14 protein-coding genes and 1 pseudogene are annotated in these 17,597 nt (G+C 65.5%); 5 read left to right on the top strand and 10 right to left on the bottom strand.

The genetic code is table 11. The features are described from left to right. Positions 1-1,295 precede the first annotated feature (1,295 nt). The 10 genes from haaN to queC form a co-directional block, all read right to left on the bottom strand. On the bottom strand, positions 1,296-1,793 hold the full coding sequence (gene haaN / locus WA762_RS31320) for a cyclophane-containing RiPP N-acetyltransferase HaaN (RefSeq protein ID WP_335940284.1): 498 nt from the start codon (positions 1,791-1,793) through the stop codon (positions 1,296-1,298). Positions 1,794-1,847: 54 nt separating this feature from the next. After that, complete coding sequence (locus tag WA762_RS31315) at positions 1,848-2,999, bottom strand: FxsB family cyclophane-forming radical SAM/SPASM peptide maturase (protein ID WP_335940282.1); 1,152 nt, start codon at positions 2,997-2,999, stop codon at positions 1,848-1,850. A 13-nt stretch (positions 3,000-3,012) separates the two neighbouring features. Next, positions 3,013-3,207, bottom strand: coding sequence for a HaaA family cyclophane-containing RiPP peptide (gene haaA, locus WA762_RS31310; protein ID WP_335940281.1), 195 nt, complete (start codon positions 3,205-3,207; stop codon positions 3,013-3,015). Positions 3,208-3,314: 107 nt separating this feature from the next. After that, positions 3,315-6,089: a cyclophane-containing RiPP biosynthesis TPR protein HaaT gene (haaT, locus tag WA762_RS31305; protein WP_335940280.1), complete on the bottom strand. Its 2,775-nt coding sequence runs from the start codon at positions 6,087-6,089 to the stop codon at positions 3,315-3,317. A 316-nt stretch (positions 6,090-6,405) separates the two neighbouring features. Further along, on the bottom strand, positions 6,406-7,629 hold the full coding sequence (locus tag WA762_RS31300; RefSeq protein ID WP_335940278.1) for a hypothetical protein: 1,224 nt from the start codon (positions 7,627-7,629) through the stop codon (positions 6,406-6,408). A gap of 372 nt (positions 7,630-8,001) precedes the next feature. Next, entirely contained in the window at positions 8,002-8,433 is a 432-nt protein-coding gene (locus WA762_RS31295; RefSeq protein WP_335940277.1) for a hypothetical protein, read from the bottom strand. Positions 8,434-8,932: 499 nt separating this feature from the next. Further along, positions 8,933-9,709, bottom strand: coding sequence for a GTP cyclohydrolase I FolE2 (locus WA762_RS31290; RefSeq protein ID WP_335940276.1), 777 nt, complete (start codon positions 9,707-9,709; stop codon positions 8,933-8,935). Positions 9,710-9,712: 3 nt separating this feature from the next. After that, positions 9,713-10,069, bottom strand: coding sequence for a 6-carboxytetrahydropterin synthase QueD (gene queD / locus WA762_RS31285; protein WP_335940274.1), 357 nt, complete (start codon positions 10,067-10,069; stop codon positions 9,713-9,715). Continuing rightward, positions 10,069-10,704: a 7-carboxy-7-deazaguanine synthase gene (gene queE / locus WA762_RS31280; RefSeq protein WP_335940273.1), complete on the bottom strand. Its 636-nt coding sequence runs from the start codon at positions 10,702-10,704 to the stop codon at positions 10,069-10,071. Before queE ends, queD begins: the two co-directional genes overlap by 1 nt. A 2-nt stretch (positions 10,705-10,706) precedes the next feature. Continuing rightward, entirely contained in the window at positions 10,707-11,402 is a 696-nt protein-coding gene (gene queC, locus WA762_RS31275) for a 7-cyano-7-deazaguanine synthase QueC (protein ID WP_335940271.1), read from the bottom strand. Positions 11,403-11,858: 456 nt separating this feature from the next. Here queC and WA762_RS31270 point away from each other — a divergent pair, with 456 nt between their 5' ends. The 5 genes and pseudogenes from WA762_RS31270 to WA762_RS31250 all read left to right on the top strand — a co-directional run bounded on the left by WA762_RS31270 (position 11,859) and on the right by WA762_RS31250 (position 17,578). Then, positions 11,859-12,419: a hypothetical protein gene (locus WA762_RS31270; protein ID WP_335940270.1), complete on the top strand. Its 561-nt coding sequence runs from the start codon at positions 11,859-11,861 to the stop codon at positions 12,417-12,419. Further along, positions 12,419-13,552 (top strand): DGQHR domain-containing protein DpdB, encoded by a 1,134-nt coding sequence (gene dbpB / locus WA762_RS31265; protein WP_335940268.1) that lies wholly within the window; start codon positions 12,419-12,421, stop codon positions 13,550-13,552. The genes WA762_RS31270 and dbpB (WA762_RS31265) overlap by 1 nt, the downstream gene beginning before the upstream one ends. Continuing rightward, entirely contained in the window at positions 13,549-14,769 is a 1,221-nt protein-coding gene (dpdA, locus tag WA762_RS31260) for a tRNA-guanine transglycosylase DpdA (RefSeq protein WP_335940266.1), read from the top strand. The genes dbpB (WA762_RS31265) and dpdA overlap by 4 nt, the downstream gene beginning before the upstream one ends. A 38-nt stretch (positions 14,770-14,807) precedes the next feature. Further along, positions 14,808-15,911: a DGQHR domain-containing protein DpdB gene (dbpB, locus tag WA762_RS31255; protein ID WP_335940264.1), complete on the top strand. Its 1,104-nt coding sequence runs from the start codon at positions 14,808-14,810 to the stop codon at positions 15,909-15,911. Between the two features lie 735 nt (positions 15,912-16,646). Beyond that, positions 16,647-17,578: pseudogene (locus tag WA762_RS31250) on the top strand (IS5 family transposase). The last annotated feature ends 19 nt before the right edge of the window (positions 17,579-17,597 follow it).

Genomic DNA, 17,597 nt, shown 5'->3' with positions numbered 1-17,597 from the left:
CTTAGGGGTGCCGCTGGCGTCCCGACTTACAGTCAGGGGCAGGAGCACACCATCGAGTGGATCCTGATCTCTCCCTGACGACAGCTGACCGGACTGGAGCATCGGAAGGACCCAGGTCAGCTGGCTCAAGTCGGTCGAGCCAGCTACTCAATGGGGTCCGTGCCAACAACTGCGACAGCCTCCAGAGTGGATGTGGATGGGGGGCTTGGAGCACGCCAGTGAGGGCTGCGGAGTCGCATTCAGGTGACGCTTATAGCTTGACGCTCTGCGTAGGAGGGAGGGGGTTTGGCTCCCGACTTGGCAACTACAGCAGGTGGCTCCTGCAGGGCATCGTCTTGCGCACTCACCCGACGGCCATTTGCTGTGGCGCAGCACCGTCCCGTACCGCCTTGCCCGCGAGGAACCTGATGACGATCCGGAACGCTGAGTTGGGCCAGTTCCGAACGACGATCGACCAGTACTAATCTGCGTCGCCCTGACGCTGCGAGTGTGTACCCTCCCCACCGCGCGTACGCGGCTCAGATCACATGCGGAAAGACCCAGCATTCCTTCCCTTCGGCTCCTCATCACGGGGAGAGAGTCCGGCCCGACGCGCAGCGCGAAGCCAGTAGTGCCCGCAACCTTGCCTGAGACCCGAGCCCTGCACCTGGAAGCCGTGAAGGTCGACCAGCACTTGACGCCGCCGCTCGGCAGCTCCCATTCCTGGAGTTTGGCCTGGGCGCAGGCGGCCGGCCAGGCCGCTGCCCTGGCCACTGATGGGGAGAGGGGCAGCCCGTAAGCAGAGACAGCTGCGCGACGAGGACCACTGGAAAGCAACCGTCTGCCCAGTCCTAACCCCCCAGGGCTGCAGCGTCCGGCTACAGCCCTGTGAGCGGCCACCTGGCGAGCCCAGGTCGGTCACGCGCAACCGCGCCCACGGCGGCTTAGATCACGACAATGCCGAAACTGACACTTCGCGCACCGTCGTATCGCCTGCCATGCGGTGTTCCCCTCTGTCGCGGTCGCCGGGTGGCTGCTGCTCAACCGGTCCCAGAGCCCGGGGGCGGTTCGGGGATCCAGCCCCAGCGCGGGGCCGTTACCAACTCCTCGGTCAGGTGGGCGCAGGCCCCGGGCCGGTGCGCGTACCGCGTCGGCGAGATCAGGATCGTGTCCGCGGGGAAGCGCCGCCACTCCTGCCTGTGCTGCGGTACAGCACGTCTTTCCGATACGACCCCGTTTGGCAAGCAGGCGCATCCCAACCCGACGATGCATTCACACCGGTCGCACCGCTCTTCCTTCACAGCCGCACCCCGCCCTCAGCCCGTGTTGGTGTCCACCCGGTAGACGATCTTCCCATCGAACTCCGCGAATCCCAGCGACTTGTAGAAGGCCCGCGCGTTCGGGTTGTCGCGGTCCGTCATCCACTCGACCCGGCTGCACCCGGGGCGTGCGGCGGCCAGGGCACGGAGCTCGTCTATGAGGCGGGCGCCAACGCCCTGGCGGCGGAGGGTGTCGCGGACGTAGAGCTCCTTCAGAAACAAGGAGTGGGAGGAGCCGGCCGCTGGCCAGAGGAACGAGTAGGCGGCGAGCCCGACGAGGTTGCCAGCCCCGTCCTCGACCAGGAGCGCGGACGCCAGCGGTGGCGAGCCGAAGAGCGCCTCCTCCACCTGGGAGTGGCGTTCCTCGAGCGGCTGGATCTCGGTCGATCCGTAGAACCGCTCGATCTCCTCGATCAGTTCGGCTACAGCCACGATGTCCCGCCTGTCGGCGGGTCGGATCGTCACGGTCATCGACATCTCCTGTCGCTCTTCCATCGCTTCACTCGCTCATTCCAACGCATGATCCTGCCGTGGCGGCACGGCTCATGGCTACGGGTGCGGGGCCGCCGGGTCCCAGCCGTGCCGGCGTAGGGAGCCCTGGACATGCCGGATGAGGTACTCCAGGTCTGCGCAGTAAACGGAGGGATTCAGGTAGCCACGGGCGGTGCTGAAGCGATGCGGGAGGTAGCCTCCGCCGCACACCTCCACCAGAGGGCAGCTCTGGCACTGCTCAGCGAGCGCGACCTTCCCGTACTGCCGGTGCAGGAGCTTTGGATGGTGAAGGACCTCGTCGAAGGACTGCCTGAAGACGTCGAGCCCCAGCCAGGAGGCGCCTTCCTCGACGGACCGCAGGGTGTCCACGCCCTCGATCGTGCCGTCGGACTCGATCACGACACTCGTCGGCGGGGCCAGACCCAGGGATTCCACCGAGCCGCGCACGCCGGAACTGAGCGCCACGATGTCCTCCAGCATCCGTATGCCGTGCCTGTCTTCGGGCCGGGCAAGCCAGGCGTCGTAGACGCGGCTCATCCACACCCCGTACTCGGGCACGCTCGGATCGCTGCGGTGCGGTGGCTCGTCGTGCGTCCCGTGCGGCAGACCGAAGTCGATCACCGGAGGCTCGAACGACGCCAGGTAGTCGTGGACCTCGACCGGGTCGTTGGCCAGGTCCACAACGGCGAGCACTCCTGCGAACAGGTGGGGTCGGGACCGCAGGAGGTCGATGCCGCGTACGGCCGAGGCGGCGCTCGACCGGGAGGCATGGGTCAGCCGATGCCGATCGTTCGCGGACGGCGGCCCGTCGAGGCTGACGCCCACGACAACCTCATACCGCTCGAAGAGGTCCAGCCACGGCTCCGTGAGAAGCGTCCCGTTGGTCTGGAGCTCGAAACGTACCTCCACACCGGCCGGAACGCTTTCCCGTACGACGCCGAGCAGGTCAGCCATGTGTCGGGGGCCGGCGAGTAGGGGCTCTCCACCGTGCAGAACGACATGCGCGCCCGGCAGGCCGTGCGCCACGGCGTGCTCACCGATCCTCCGCCCGGCAGCCTGGGCGACATCCACACTCATCCGGGCGGGTAGACGCTGCCACGCCTGGTCCGCGGAGTTGAAGACGTAGCAGTAGTCGCAGTCGATGTTGCAGCGATTGGCGACCTTGAGAATGAAGGACCGAAAGGGAGCGATGTTCTCGCGCGGCGTCATCGAGCGGGAGAGCTCACAGGGGCCAGGTCCAGATCAGTGAAGCCTGGTGACCACCTTCGCCTGTACTGTTCGCCACGGTCCGCTCGGCTGCCAGTCGCTGCCGTACACGGGCGGCGACGCGGTCCAGGACAACCGAGCTCTGCGTGGGTTCCGGGGCCACGGGCGTCACCGGGGCGTGCGGCGTGGGAACGGACGTGCGTGCCAGCATTCAACGCTCCTCGTAACAGTGCGACGGCGGTTGAGTCGGCAGATCGGCCCGCAACGTAGCAGTCCCACTGCCTACGATGGCATACCGAATCCGGCCACAAGCTCGGCTCACCCCGCCTGCGACGCAAGCAGCCGCTCGAGAGTGTCGGCAGCCCCGTTCGCGCCCAACTGCCTGTACACGGCGAGTGCTTCGCTCAGCAAGCCCTCAGCCTGCGCGGGTCCGTCTGCCATCCAGCCGCAGCGTCCGATCCCTTCCAGTGCCCGCGCTTTCTCCAACGGGCAGCGGATGTCCCGAGCCAATTCCAGCGCCTGCTCGAAATGCTCCCGCGAGGCGGCCCAGTCGCCAGAAGCGTGCAGCAGTATTCCCCAGTGGTTCAGGACCTCAGCCTCCCCGCACCGGTCGCCGAGCTCCCGCAGAATCTCCAGGCTCTGCTGGAACGCTTCGACAGCGTGGTCCTGCTCCGCGACGATTCCGTGCGCCACACCCAACTCGCCCAGAGTGGCGGCCTCACCGCCACGGCTACCGAGATCACGGTACGAATCCAGTGCGTCCTCCAACACGCGGATCGCCTCGGTGACGTTCCCTTCCATGCGGTCCAGCACCCCGAGGTGGCGGACGCTATTCGCGCGCCCGAACCGCTCGCCGAGCACGGTGTAGTGATCCAGCGCCTGGGCATGGGCCTCCCGTGCCCCGGGCAGGTCGCCGGTCAGCCGCCGTACGACGCCGAGCTCGTTGAGGGCGTACGCCTGGTGGACCCGGTCGTCGAGCTCCTGATAGATGTCGAACGCCTGACGGTGCCACCGCGTGGCCAGCTCATACTCACCCATGAGGCAGTGCACGATGCCCAGGTCCCGCAGCGAGTTGGCCTCTCCGTAGCGGTCACCCAGCTCGCGATAGATCGACAGGGCCTCGGTCTGCGCCTCCACCGCCACGTCGAACTGGCTTGTCTGCCGGCGCACCATGCCGAGGTCCGCGAGCGCGTTCGCCTGGCCGAGCCGGTCGCCGATGTCGCGGTAGAGGGCGAGGGCCTCGGTCTGGGCGCGGGCCGCGGCGTCGTTGTCCGCGATCATGTACGAGACGATGCCCGCCTGGTTCAGAGCGTCCGCCTTGCCGCGTCGCTCGCCGACTGCCTCGTACTCCGTCACCGCCTCGTTCAGGGCCTCGATCGCCTCAGGGTAGGCGGCCATGAAGCGCTGTACGACTCCGACCTCGGCGAGCGCACCGGCCAGCGCGTGCCGGTCGCCGGTGTGCCGGGCGGCCTCGACGGCCGTGCGGTGAAGGTTGACGGCCTGGTCCCACGGGCCGGCCTGCCGCAGGAAAGGGGCCATGGCCGCGGCCATACGGATGACCAGCTCATGCAGCGCGAGCCTGTTCGCCCGCCGGATGCAGGCAAGGACGTTCGCCCGCTCGTTCTCCAGCCAGCCCAGGGCCGCCGTACGCGACTCCATGGGCGGCGTCTCCACCTGCGCGGCGACGTCTGGTGGCGCCGGTGTGGCAGCGCCACCGCGAAGGATGTGTCCGTTCGCGACAGAGAGGGCGGCCAAGTAGTAGGTGCACACGCGCTGAACGGCCTGAACATGTTCCATGGTGCCTCCCTCGTCGGCGAGACCGCGGGCGTAGTCGCGTAAGAGGTCATGAAGCCGGTAACGGCTTCCAGGGTGTTCGTCGATCAGATGGGCGTCGTAGAGCGCGTCGAGTTGCTCGCGCGCCGCGGCCACCGAGACTGAGCAGAGCGCGGCACCGGCATAGGCGTCGAGGTCGGTACCAGGGTAGAAGCCGAGACGCTGGAAGAAGCGCTGCCGCTCCGGCGCGAGGTCACGGTAAGACAGGTCGAACGTTGCGGCGACTGCGCGCTCCCCGGCCCGGAGTTCTCCCAGTCGGCCCCGTGCCGCCACCAGCCGCGCCCGCAGGTCCTCGGCGCTCCACGACGGATGATGGCGCAGCCGCGCTGCGAGCAACGAAACCCCCAGCGGCAAATACCCGCACAGCCCCACCAGCTCCGCGAGCACGGCATGGTCGAGCGAGTCCGCCGGCCGCCTGCTGAGGCGTACGAAGAGGTCGACCGAGTGCTCCGGCGGCAACGCCGCCACCGGCAGGACCACCTCCTCGTACGCCGCCAGCCGCTTCCGGCTGGTCACCAGCACGAGACAGCCGCTCCCGCCCGGGAGCAGAGGCTCAAACTGGCGATAGCTGGCCGCGTTGTCGAGGATGAGTAGCGCCTTCTTGTCCGCGAGCCGACTCCGCCACATGGCCGCCCGCGCCTCGGCGACCGCGCCCACGTCGTCGCCGACGGGAATCCGCTGCACAGGCACGCCGGTCGCGGCCAGCAACGAAGCCAGTGCCTCGGTGGCTTGCACCGGCGCGCGCCCCGTCGTATGCCCGTTGAGATTTACGAACAGCTGCCCGTCCGGGAATCGTTCCGACAGCACATGCCCGGCGTGCACGGCGAACGTCGTTTTGCCGACCCCTGGCATTCCGTCGATCACGTGCACGGGCAGCGCTGAGCCGCTCTCCTGCGAGACACTCACGGACCGGACAAGCGCTTCGAGTTCGGCGCTCCGGTCGGTGAACGCTGCGGTGTCGCGCGGTAGCGACCGCAGCACCAAAGCGGCCCCTGGAGGTTCCGACCCGTTCCTCGATTGATGCGGCTCAGGGGACCGCAGGGGCGTGCGGGTCTCCGACAGTGCGGTGAGCAGCACGGTCAGCCCGACCGTGGCCCCGCCCAGCACTGCGAACGAGAACCAGGCATGCCGCTGTAACCACCCCAACCAGCCCGGCCACTCCGACTCAGACACCGCGTTCGTGACGAGTCCCACGAGCATCGTTGTCACGGCACCCCCGGCTGCCACGACGCCGATCGTGATCCCCCGCCGGAGCCTCATGCGCAGGCCGCCCGTCCACCGAGCGGAAAGACTGAATCCGCCTTGCTACCACGGGCGCGACACATCGAACCGAGAACAGCCCTGATCACGCAGCCCCCCGAGTCCGACGCCTCAACTTCCCAAGCGCATCAGCTATTGAGGACCTTGGTCAAGGCCGCCTCCACGCCAATAAACGGGCTCTTCGCAGTTGAGGGTGTAGCCGTGGGGCGTCCGGCGATCGCCGAACTGGGTCGAGCCCGTCGAGGCATACCCAGGGGGAGAGACTTATTTGTCCAGTCCAACCCGAGAGCCCACACGGTTGACGGCCGACGCTCGCTCACTCCTCTTCGCCGGGTTCTTCGCAGGCAAGGGCGGTGCGGCTCGCCCAGACCCCCGCAGCCCCCACGACCGCCACACCCGCTCCTATGGCCGCTTTGCGTCCCGCCTCTGCGGCGGCGTTCTTCAATTGCGTCGAGTCTCGGGCCGCGTCCCACCATCGTGTCGCCTCCAATGAATGTCGACCAGACTCGATTCCGAGCGGCCTGTGAAAGTTATCGACGGCGATGCCGACATGGTTGACCGAGCCCACCACAGCCCGGTGCGCGGGCAAGTGCAGCAGCACATTCGAGTTGGCCGTGTCGGCAGCCGCATCCATGCGTGCCATCAGGTGCTCAATCTTCTGTGAAATGAGTTCCCGCCGCTTCTGCCGGTCATCCTTCAGCACGAGCCGACGCCCGTCCAGTTCGTCGGGAGACTTGTCCAGCACCCGCTCCAGTCGCAGCACGTCGAGCGAGTCTTGCAGTTCGAAGCAACGAGCCACAACGGCGAGCAACTCCTGAACCTCGGACTCTGCTTCCTTGGCCATCTTGGCGAGATCACCGATCTTGGTCGTGCTTTCCACCCTCTCCGCGAGTGCGTCGAGTCGACCCAGCGCCCACCCCAGGGCGTCCGTGATCGTATGGGTCCTGGCCTGCACGGTCGACCACGTATCGTCGTCGACCCGACCCGTTCGTTCCAGAACGGTCATGGCGGACTCGATGTCGAGGCCCGCTCCGAACACCTTCGCCAACTCGGCATCCTTCTGAGCGCGGAGCACGTCGTCGACCTTCTTGTCGATCGTCGCGAGATAGCTCTTGATCTCGCTCATCTCGTGCTGCCTCGCGAGTTGCGCCATAATCCCCGCGGCACCAGCAAGAATCGCCGGGTTGGTCAGGAGCGAGCCGGGCCCCTTCGCGATCTGGAGCCATGACTTGATTGATCCCGGTTTCCCCACCATTGCATAGCTGACACCTGGCGTCTTGCTTTCCATCAGCCCGAATTTCTTGACAAGCTGCGTGGACTCCTCGGTCAGCTTCACCCAGCGACCTGAGTTGGCGGCAATTTCAGAACTTGCCTGTGCGACTCCAGCCCCGGCACGGAGGAGAGGTCCGAGCCTTTGCAATCCGAGGTCCTTCGACAACGACAACAGTCCCTCTGAGGCGAGGAAGCGATCGACATCCGTCGGGTTCCCGATGACCGCAAGTCCATCGCCGTCACTGATCAGCTGAATCTCGTTATCCATCGCCCGCTCCTGTAGTGACTCCTCGCAGTTGAGGGTAGTTGGGGTGAGCGGCGCAAGAGCCTCCATCATCGGAAGACGTCGATCCCTAGCCAGCCACCGACGCGCGCACCGCACGCCCTGCGGCTACCCCCTCAACTGCGAAGAGCCAATAAACGCCCTGCTTCAGGCCGCCTGTCTCAGAGGAGGAAGATACCCAATGCACTGAATGCTCCGGAGCTAGGATGCCCGTGGTCATCGAACTCGATGCAGGGTGCGCCGCCGCTATCTGCCCAGGGCCCGATCTTGCCTGTCACACAGATGGGATCCTCGTGATGGCCCGTAGGTAAGCAGATCGCTGACCAGGGCGTGTCGGCCGGCGCTGCGGCGCCACTCTCACCGGAGAGTGATGGGGCCATCAGGAATCCATCCTTCGACGTAACCGGTGACCAGTAAGACGATCCCCTCTGGGGAGATTTCCCTTCTTCGCCGTTGCAGTTCCTCGATGCTCCATCGGGCGTGTGTGACCGACTGCTTCTCAATTGCCGACCCTTCGCCGTCGCTGATGCGGACGATGAAGACCCGCGTAGCCGTGGCTCGGTCGAACTCCCAATCGTCACCGATGCGTGACTGCCGGATGCCATACACCGATCCATAGCGTGGAGCCGCCACTTCGAATCGCTCCTGCAGGAACCGGGTGGCTGACTCCAGGAAACTGGCGCTGGATGTCATGCGCACCTGGGGGACGGTCCAGCCGCCGCAGCATCCGCCGCACAGAAGGAGCCGACGCTGGTCATCCAGCAGGAGGAGGTAGGCGCGACGGTCCAAGCGGGGCCATGGGACCCAAGGGGCAGTGGGAGACGGCATGCCCCAATCTTGAGGCGCCGCTACTTGAGTAGCAATATCTGGGCGTCGGATGGGTGAACTGTCATGCAGGGAGGGCCGGGCTGAGGTGCGTCACCCTAAGCGACCTGATGGAAGGGCGGCCAAGGTCGACCACCAATGTGGTCAACATGCGATCGCCGAGCAGGCCGCCGATTGAGCCTTCTTCTGACCGGAGCGATTCATGTAGCGCAAGCTCCTGGCTTCTGTCGGCGGCCCCGCCGTGCGCCGCGTGCGCGCCGCACACGGCGCACGGCAGGACGCGAGACGATGGGCTCGGGCCGGGCATGCTCGGGTGCGCGAGGGGTGCTTCTTGGGCTGGATTCGTGCACGGGGGTTGGCTTCTCGCCTTGGCGGTGACCGGACCGTTGGTGTTGGTGCGACCCGGGTAGGCAGTCGCCACATTGATCGTTGCGTGGTGGCGGTCGGGGCCGCCTGTGGCGGGTCAGTAGTGGTTGTAGGTAAGGGTGGCGATGGCGTCGTGGCTGTGAATGCTTTCCAGGTTCTTCGCCGTGACGGTGTGGGTGAGTCCTTTGTCGCGGCAGGTGAGGCTTATGTCCCGGATGATGTCTTCGACAAAGACGGGGTGGTCGTAGGCCTGCATGGTGACGACGCGTTCATCAGGCCGCTTGATAAGCGGGATGACGGGAGCGGAGCCAGTCGCGCGCAGCAGCTGGATGATCTCGTGGACGGGCAGGGGGTACGGGGTGTCGTCGGTGCCGGTGATCTCCAGGGTGATCTCGCTGCGCTGGTTGTGGGCGCCGTAGTCGGAGATGGCTTTGGAGCAGGGGCACAGGCTGGTGACGTGCGTGGTCACCGAGGTGGTGACAGTGCATCCGGAAGCGGTGATGCGGCCGGTGACGGTGACGTCGTGGGCCTGCCAGGATTCCCGCTGGCTGGCAGGGGCGGTGACAGCCGTGGCGATGGGCAGGGACAGAATGAGGGTGAGAGCCGGTGCATCGAGCAGGGCGAGGCCACGCTTGAGGGCGATGGGAAACTCCTGCGGGGTCAGCGTGGCGACTTCCTCGTGCACGAGCGCGATCATGCGGCTCATGTGGGTGCCGCGCCGGTCGGCTTGCAGGCCGACGGTGGCGCTGATGTCAGCAATGCCCTGCTGTCGTGTGTAGCCGTCGTCGAAGGTGAGGGGGTAACGCAGGCCGCTGATGCCCACCTCGTCGATGGCAATGCCGCGCCGGTCGGGTTCGTTTTGGATGTCGTGCATGCCTTACGCGCCTCGGTAGGTGCAACCGGAGGTGCAGGTTTCGCGCACGGTGATCTCGGACAGTGCGGGAAGTTCGCCGATCAGGCGGTCCCAGATCCAGCGGGCCAGGTTCTCGCTGGTGGGGTTGTCCAGGCCTTCGATGTCGTTCAAGTAGTAGTGGTCGAGTTGAGCATCGATGGGCTTGAAGGCCCGTTTGATGTCGCCGAAGTCCATTACCCAGCCCAGTTCTGCATCGACGGGGGCTTCGACGTGCACGATCACCTTGTAGGAGTGGCCGTGGAGGCGGGCACACTTGTGGCCCTCAGGCACGCGCGGCAGGCGGTGCGCTGCTTCGAAGGTGAACTCGCGAAAGATTTCCATTACTGAATTCCCAGATACTTGTGCGTCTGGAGGGAGAGAGTCCAGCGCGGGTTCTTCATGCAGTATTCGACGGTCGCACGGGTGTGGGCTTCGCGGTGAGCGTCATCCAGCGGTTGCAGCCTGAAGTGCCGGAACTCCAGTTCTTCGAACTGGACAGGATCACCGCCAGCCTGCGGGTAGACCAGTTTCAGTTCGTCACCCTGAGTGAGGACCAGAGTGGAACCGATCTTGGGGCTGACGCACAGCCAGTCGATTCCTCGGGGGGCCGGGCGAGTGCCGTTGGTTTCCACTGCGACTTCGAAGCCGCGCTCGTGCAGAGCCTCGATGGCTTCCTCGTCCAGTTGCAGCAGGGGCTCTCCGCCGGTGCACACCACGAACCGGTGGGCTCGATCGGTCGTGGGCCAGGCGGCCTCGACGGCATCGGCCAGGTCCTGCGGGGTGTGAAAGCGGCCGCCGCCTTCACCGTCGGTACCGACGAAGTCGGTGTCACAGAACTGACAGATGGCGCGGGCCCGGTCCTGTTCCCGGCCCGTCCACAGGTTGCAGCGGGAGAAACGGCAAAAGACCGCTGGACGTCCTGCGTGGCTGCCTTCTCCCTGCAGGGTGTAGAAGACTTCCTTGATCAGGTAGGCCATGCTCAGACGCTCTGGTAACGGACGGGGTCCTTCACACCGGCTTCAGCGAAGCCCTTCAGACGCAGCAGGCAAGTGTCGCACTTACCGCAGGCCCGCCCCTGCTCGTCGGGGTCGTAGCAGGAGGAAGTAAGGGAGTAGTCCACGCCCAGCCGCAGGCCCTCGCGCACGATGTCGGCCTTGGACAGCGCGATCAGGGGGGAGTGCAGGGTGATCTTGGAGGTTCCCTCTACCCCGGCCCGGGTGGCGAGGTTGGCCATGGTGGCGAAGGCGTCCATGTACTCGGGGCGGCAGTCGGGGTAGCCGCTGTAGTCCACCGCTGTGACCCCGGTGAAGATGTCGCTGGCACCAACCGTCTCGGCGAACGCCAGCGCGAACGACAGGAAGATCGTGTTGCGGGCCGGCACATACGTGATAGGCACCCCACCCTCCTCGACGTCCTCCAGCGTCTCGTGCTTGGGCACCTCGATGTCGGAGGTCAGGGCAGAGCCGCCGAAGACCCGCAGATCGATGTCGGCAATGACATGACGGGCCACGCCCTGAGTCTGCGCCACGCGCTGAGCCGCCTCCAACTCGATGCTGTGCCGCTGGCCGTAGCGGAAGCTGAGCGCGTAGGGAGTGAATCCCTGGTCCTTGGCGATGGCCAGCACCGTGGTCGAGTCCAGGCCGCCGCTCAGCAACACGATCGCGGGACGGTCCATGCTGTCACTCCCCTATCTGCAGTCCAGTTTCCTCGGTTGAGGCAGGTGCAGCCTACCCTCCTAACTACCGGCTACAGTAACCACAACAAAAATCGAGTTACGGAAGCCAGGGGTCGAGTCGCAGTGAACGAGTTGCCCATCGTGGTCACGTGCACGGACCGGAAGGCCTCACCACCCCCCGCGGACCTGCAGGCCCGCACCCTGCCCACCGGCGACCTGCCGCAGCGAGCCGCGGAATGGGCACGTCGCCTGCAGGCAGTCCAGGGCCGGCAGGCGAAACTGCAAGACCTCTACCAGGGGGATCAGTGGCGGCGTGCGCTCGCTCTCACCGACGCCGCAGCCCGCGCAGGGTTTGCCCCTCGCCTCTATGTAGCCTCGGCCGGCCTGGGCCTACGGCAAGTCTCCAGCCTGGCGCCGTCGTATGCAGCGACTTTCGTACCACGACACGCAGATTCCGTGGCTTTCGCCAGTCCTGAGGCATCCCGGTGGTGGGATCACCTGCAGCACCTAGACGGCACCAGCGATCTATCTAAGATCGCCACGGCCGCCGGACGGGCACTGGTGGTGCTGTCGGAGACCTACGCCCAGGCCATGCAGCGGGACTTGCGTGGGCTCGCGGCCGCCGACGCCGAGGTGGTGCTGATCGGGGGCGCCTGCGATCTGGACGGGGTGTTGCGTGTGCCGGCCAATGCTGCCCTGCGGCAGGCCCTCGGCGGAACCCTCACCAGCTTGAACACCCGCATGGCAGCCTCCTGGCTCGAGCACTGCACGCCGGGCCGCCTCATCAGCCCTGAGGCACAGGCGCGTTGGGATGCCTGGGCCTCTCAGGCGGCCCGGCCCGAACGTTACGCCCGCACACCTATGTCGGACGAGCTGGTGATCGCCTTCATTAAAGAGATGAAGGCCCTCCACCCCGACTCCTCCCGCACTCGTCTGCTGCGCCTCTTCAGAGACAAGGGAATGGCCTGTGAACAGAAGCGCTTCGCAGACCTGTACACATCAACGATTGGCCGCTGATGACTTTCACTGTGCTTAAGCGTCGGGCCCTGCGGATCGAGCAGCACCCCACGATCCCGCTGTATGTGTTCACGTTGGCGGCCGAAGAGGTGCGCCAGGTCGCCGACGTGGCGCGGATCTCTCGGGACGAAGCGGGCAAACTCATCGGCTATCAGCGCCCCGAGAAGAAGCAGCACGTCAAGCAGATCCTGGAGTACCTCGACGGTGATGAAGTCCTCTTCCCTAATGGGCTGATCCTCGCCCTGCCCTCCAGCGTGCGGTTCAAGTCCAGCCCCGGCCCGAGCAGCAGCGACGGCCTGTGTACCTCCGGGACGCTGGAGATCCCTCTGCCGGATTCCCCCGATGCCCCCCGTCCGGCCTGGATCGTCGACGGCCAGCAGCGCAGCCTCGCTCTGGCCCGCACCAGCAACACCCGCCTGGCCGTGACCATTGCCGGTTTTGTTGCCGAAGACCTGGAAACCCAGCGAGACCAGTTCCTGCGCGTGAACACGGTCTCCCCGCTGCCGACCAACCTCGTCACCGAGCTGCTTCCCGAAGTCGGCACGGTCCTGCCGACCAAACTGTCCGCCCGCAAACTGCCCTCCGTCCTGGTCGAAGCCCTCAACCACGACAAGGACTCCCCCTTCCGTGGACTGGTGCGCCGCCCCTCCACCACCGCCGAACAAAAAGTGGAGGCCGTCGTCACGGACAACAGCCTCACCACAGCCATCCAGGAATCCCTCAATTCCCCCTCGGGCGTCTTCTTCCCCTACAAGAACCTGTCCAATGGCACCGTCGACACTGCCACCATCCGGCAGATCCTCGTCATCTACTGGAGCGCCGTCCGCGACACCTTCCCCGAAGCATGGGGCCTGCCTGCGACCCGTAGTCGGCTGATGCATGGCGTGGGCATCCGTTCTATGGGACGCCTCATGGACCGCGTGATGATGGCCATCCACCCCGGCTCGCCCCACGCGTTCGAGCAGACACAGGCTGAACTCGCCCTGATCGTTCCGCACTGCCGCTGGACCGAAGGGCGCTGGCCGGACCTGAACACCCCCTGGAACGAACTTCAGAACAACCCGCGCCACATCAGCACGCTCTCGAACTACCTCCTCCGTATCTATGTGCAGGAAAAGGCAAAGGCCGCGTGAAATTCTATTTCCCTGACAGTCAGGACCTGGTGAGTCCCACCTACGACTTCGTCAACGACGAGTACTCGCCCTACCGAGTGCGCCAACGTGATGACGTCTACGCTCACCAGGTTGTGACGCCGATCCCCTATGACGGGATCCTCGTCAGCAAGGCGGTTGTCGACGGATCCGTGAAAGGCTCGGGAAAATATTCCTCCCCGCAGCGCGAGCGTTTCTACCGCCTGGGCGTGAGAAATTTTTTCCGTCTCCCCGAAGCCTGTGCCACCATAGGTGACTGCGGCGCCTTCAACTATATCGAAGAAGAGCGCCCGCCTTACGAGGTGGGCGAAGTCATGGACTTCTACGGCCGTTGTGGATTCGATGCGGGAATCAGTATCGACCACATCATCTTCGGGTACATTCCCGAAGAGTCCGATACGCAACCCGAGGACGCCTGGATCACCCGGCAGCAAATCTCCCTAGAACTCGCCGAAGAGTTCATCACCGCAACACAAAAATCAGGCGCGCGCTTTGAGCCGGTCGGTGCAGCGCAGGGTTGGGGCCCACAAAGCTACGCGCACAGCGTGAAGCAGTTGCAGAAGATGGGATACCGGCGCATCGCACTGGGTGGCATGGTCCCCCTCAAATCACACGAAATCCTCACCTGCCTACGCGCTATCGACGGCATCCGCTCTCCGGAAACGGAACTGCATCTCCTCGGCATCAACCGGGTCGACAGCATGGAACAGTTCGCCCGTCACGGCGTGACCAGTTTCGACAGTACCTCCGTCTTCCGGCAGGCCTTCATGGATGACCGCAACAACTACCACTCGGCTACTGACTCTTATACGGCGATCAGAGTCCCCCAGGTCGACGGAAATCCCGCACTCAAGCGGCTCATCCTGTCCGGGAACGTGTCGCAGGCAGAAGCGATCGCCGCCGAGCGAGCCAGCCTGCGCGCCCTGCGCGAATTCGATCGCGAGGAAACCTCCATAGAGGAGGTTCTGACTGCCCTCGGAACCTACGAATCCCTCGTACTCGGGCCGAAAAAGAAAAGCTACCTCGAAGTGTACGAGCGTACCCTGAGCGATGCGCCTTGGCGCATCTGCCCCTGCGCCCTATGCAAGAAGCACGGAATTGAGATCGTGATATTCCGGGGGAGTGAGCGAAACAAGCGTCGCGGATTCCATAATTTGACCGTGCTCGAAGCGAAAATGCGATCACTCACCTTCGGGTAAAATCCGCCATCTACTTTTTAACCATGTCAGGAGATGCGATGGCCGACCGCTATGAACTCAGGCTCCCCGCACTTGAAGTGCGTCAGGGAGACAGAAAAATCTACTGCTTCGCTGTCGACGGAAAGAAGATCCACAGCTTCGCCGCCGTCTCCCGCGTCCGGCGGGACGACAGCAGCAGCCTGCAGGGCTACCAGCGGCCCGAAGTCCTCAGCCACATCCGGGGAATCCGCCGCTACCTCGAGTCCGACAACGCCATGCTCCCCAACGCCCTGGTCCTGGCGTTCGACGAGTCCGTCAGGTTCGAGACCGGAGCACGCCGATCTGCCGACGTCGACTACTCCGTCCCGGGAGAATTGGTCATCCCCGTCGACGAATCCCTTCCCGATGAGGGAAAGCCCGCCCTGATTGTGGACGGTCAGCAGCGCACCGCCGCCATCCGCGACGCGGACCTGGCCGAATTCCCCGTCGCTGCCGTCGGATTCATCGCCGACGATCAACAAGACCAGCGTTCCCAGTTCATCCTGGTCAACTCCACCAAACCGCTCCCCAAGGGCCTCATCCACGAACTGCTGCCCGAAACCAGCGGACACCTCCCTCCCTCCTACGCCCGCAAGCGCCTGCCGGCCCAGTTGATGACCCGCCTCAACACCGACGGCAAGGGGCCCTTCTACGGCCGCGTCGCCAGCCCCACCTCCCCCCACGGCAACATCAAGGACACCAGCCTGCTGCGCATGCTGGAGCACAGCCTTTTCGAGGGGGCCCTGTACCAGTACCGCAACCCCGAAGACGGCTCCGGCGACGTCGAACGCATGCTCCTGCACTTGCGCTCCTTTTGGACCATCGTGCAGGAAACCTTCAGCGACGCCTGGAAACTCCCGCCCCGCCAGTCCCGCCTCACCCACGGAGCAGGCATCCAAGCCATGGGCTTCGTCATGGACAGCCTCACCGACGGCATGGCGGCCGAAGACGTCGACTGCGACCGCGTCCGCAACGCCATCCTGAGCCTGATGCCGGTCACCGCCTGGACCTCTGGCATGTGGCGCTTTCCCGACGGTGAACAGCGCCGCTGGAACGGCCTGCAGAACACCCCCAACGACATTCGCCTGCTCACCGACCTGCTGGTACGCGCAGGGCGAGGCTGACCTGCGGTTCACCGTGTCCGAGGGGACACGGTGAAAGCCGCCCCTCACCTACTGGCACAGCGTGTTGACGTGGACGCCGACGCTGGGCCCTGCAGCGTGCGCGAATGACTCAGTTCGTGGACGTGATGCCGGCGAGGACTGACGGATGACGATGGCTGCGGGTCTCCCCGCGTTAAGAGGCGGCTGCAGGGCGTTCTGAACGCCCAACGGCGGGCATGTCGCTAAGGGCAGCACGGGCGGCGTTTCCATGATCATCTTGACTCTCCCGGCCGTCCATAGATGCTGCGCCCGGCCCGGCTTCCGTCTCGGGTCTCGGCCAGGCGGGGGCGGAGTAGCAGCGAGAAGACCATCGGCTGCTGGGGGAGGAGATGCGGCCCATGGTGGAAACGCCGTACGGGAATTGAGGATCTCCATCGCCCTCAAGGACGCGACTGCCCTCTCGATGACGCCGTCCACCACCCACACCCGGGCCGTACATCGCAATGCCCCGGCATTCCTGGGTGCGAGGGCGGTGTCGGTGCTGCTTCTTGCCGTTGTGCTCGCCAGCGGCAAACGGCGTGCATGGCGTCGAGCGGCATGCGGACCTCGTTTGCTTGCGGAGGCGTTGTGGCCAGTTCGGCGCTCGGCGCGCAGGAGAACTGCAGATCGCACGGTGATTCACCGGTCGCACCCAGGGCTAGGCACTGTTTCTCGGATCTCCTGACATAGGCGGGGTGTTGGGGGCAGGCTGGCTGTATGGGCCGTGGTGATCTGACGAATGCGGAGTGGGATCGGCTGGAGTCGTTCCTACCTCCTGGTGGTGCGCGTGGAGGTCGGTGGAGCGACCACCGCCGGATCATCAACGGGGTTCTCTACCGGGTGCGGACCGGCGTGCAGTGGCGGGATCTGCCGGAGCGGTTCGGGCCGTGGGAAACGGTCTACAAGCGGCATCGTCGCTGGTCAGCCGATGGAACGCAGCAGATGCTGCTGTCTCGCATCCAGGCTACCGAGGACGCGGTGGGCGCGATCGACTGGGACGTGTCGGTGGACTCGACAGCGGTGCGAGCCCACCAGCACGCCGCCGGCGCGAGGAAAGCGGCCCCGGTCGCCGTTCCTCAAAAGGGGGCCGAGCGGGGGACGAACCAGGCCGATCTGGTCTTGCGGAAACTGGCAGTCCGCCTGGAGGCGGTGGTCAGGTCGGCGAGTGTCTGGGACGTTCCCGCGGAGGATTCACCACCAAGATCCACCTCGCCGCCGAGGGGCGATGCCGGCCCCTCGCGTTCGTCCTGACACCCGGACACTACGGTGACGGGCCCCAACTCGAGCGGGTACTGGAGCAGGTTTCGGTGCCCCGAACCGGAGTCGGCCGGCCTCGCACCCGGCCCGACCATGTCCTGGCGAACAAGGCCTACACGTCCCGGCGGAACCGCCTCTACCTGCGACGACGCGGAATCCGGCACACCATCCCCGAACGTCTCGACCAGCAGAGGCATCGGAAGAACCGAGGTTCCCGAGGCGGTCGACCCATCAGTTTCGACAGCGAGCGCTACAAGAAACGCAACACCGTCGAACGCGCCGTCAACCGCCTCAAAGGCTTCCGGGCTGTTGCCACCCGCTACGAGAAACGCGCCTACATCTACCTCGGCACCGTCACCCTCGCAGCCCTCGCTATCTGGCTCCGAACATGATCCGAGAAACAGTGCCTAA

It is taken from the genome of Streptomyces tyrfis, assembly GCF_037034285.1.
Lineage (GTDB): Bacteria > Actinomycetota > Actinomycetes > Streptomycetales > Streptomycetaceae > Streptomyces.
The sequence above is the reverse complement of the archived record's forward strand: the minus strand, read 5'-3'. Positions and strand labels throughout refer to the sequence as shown.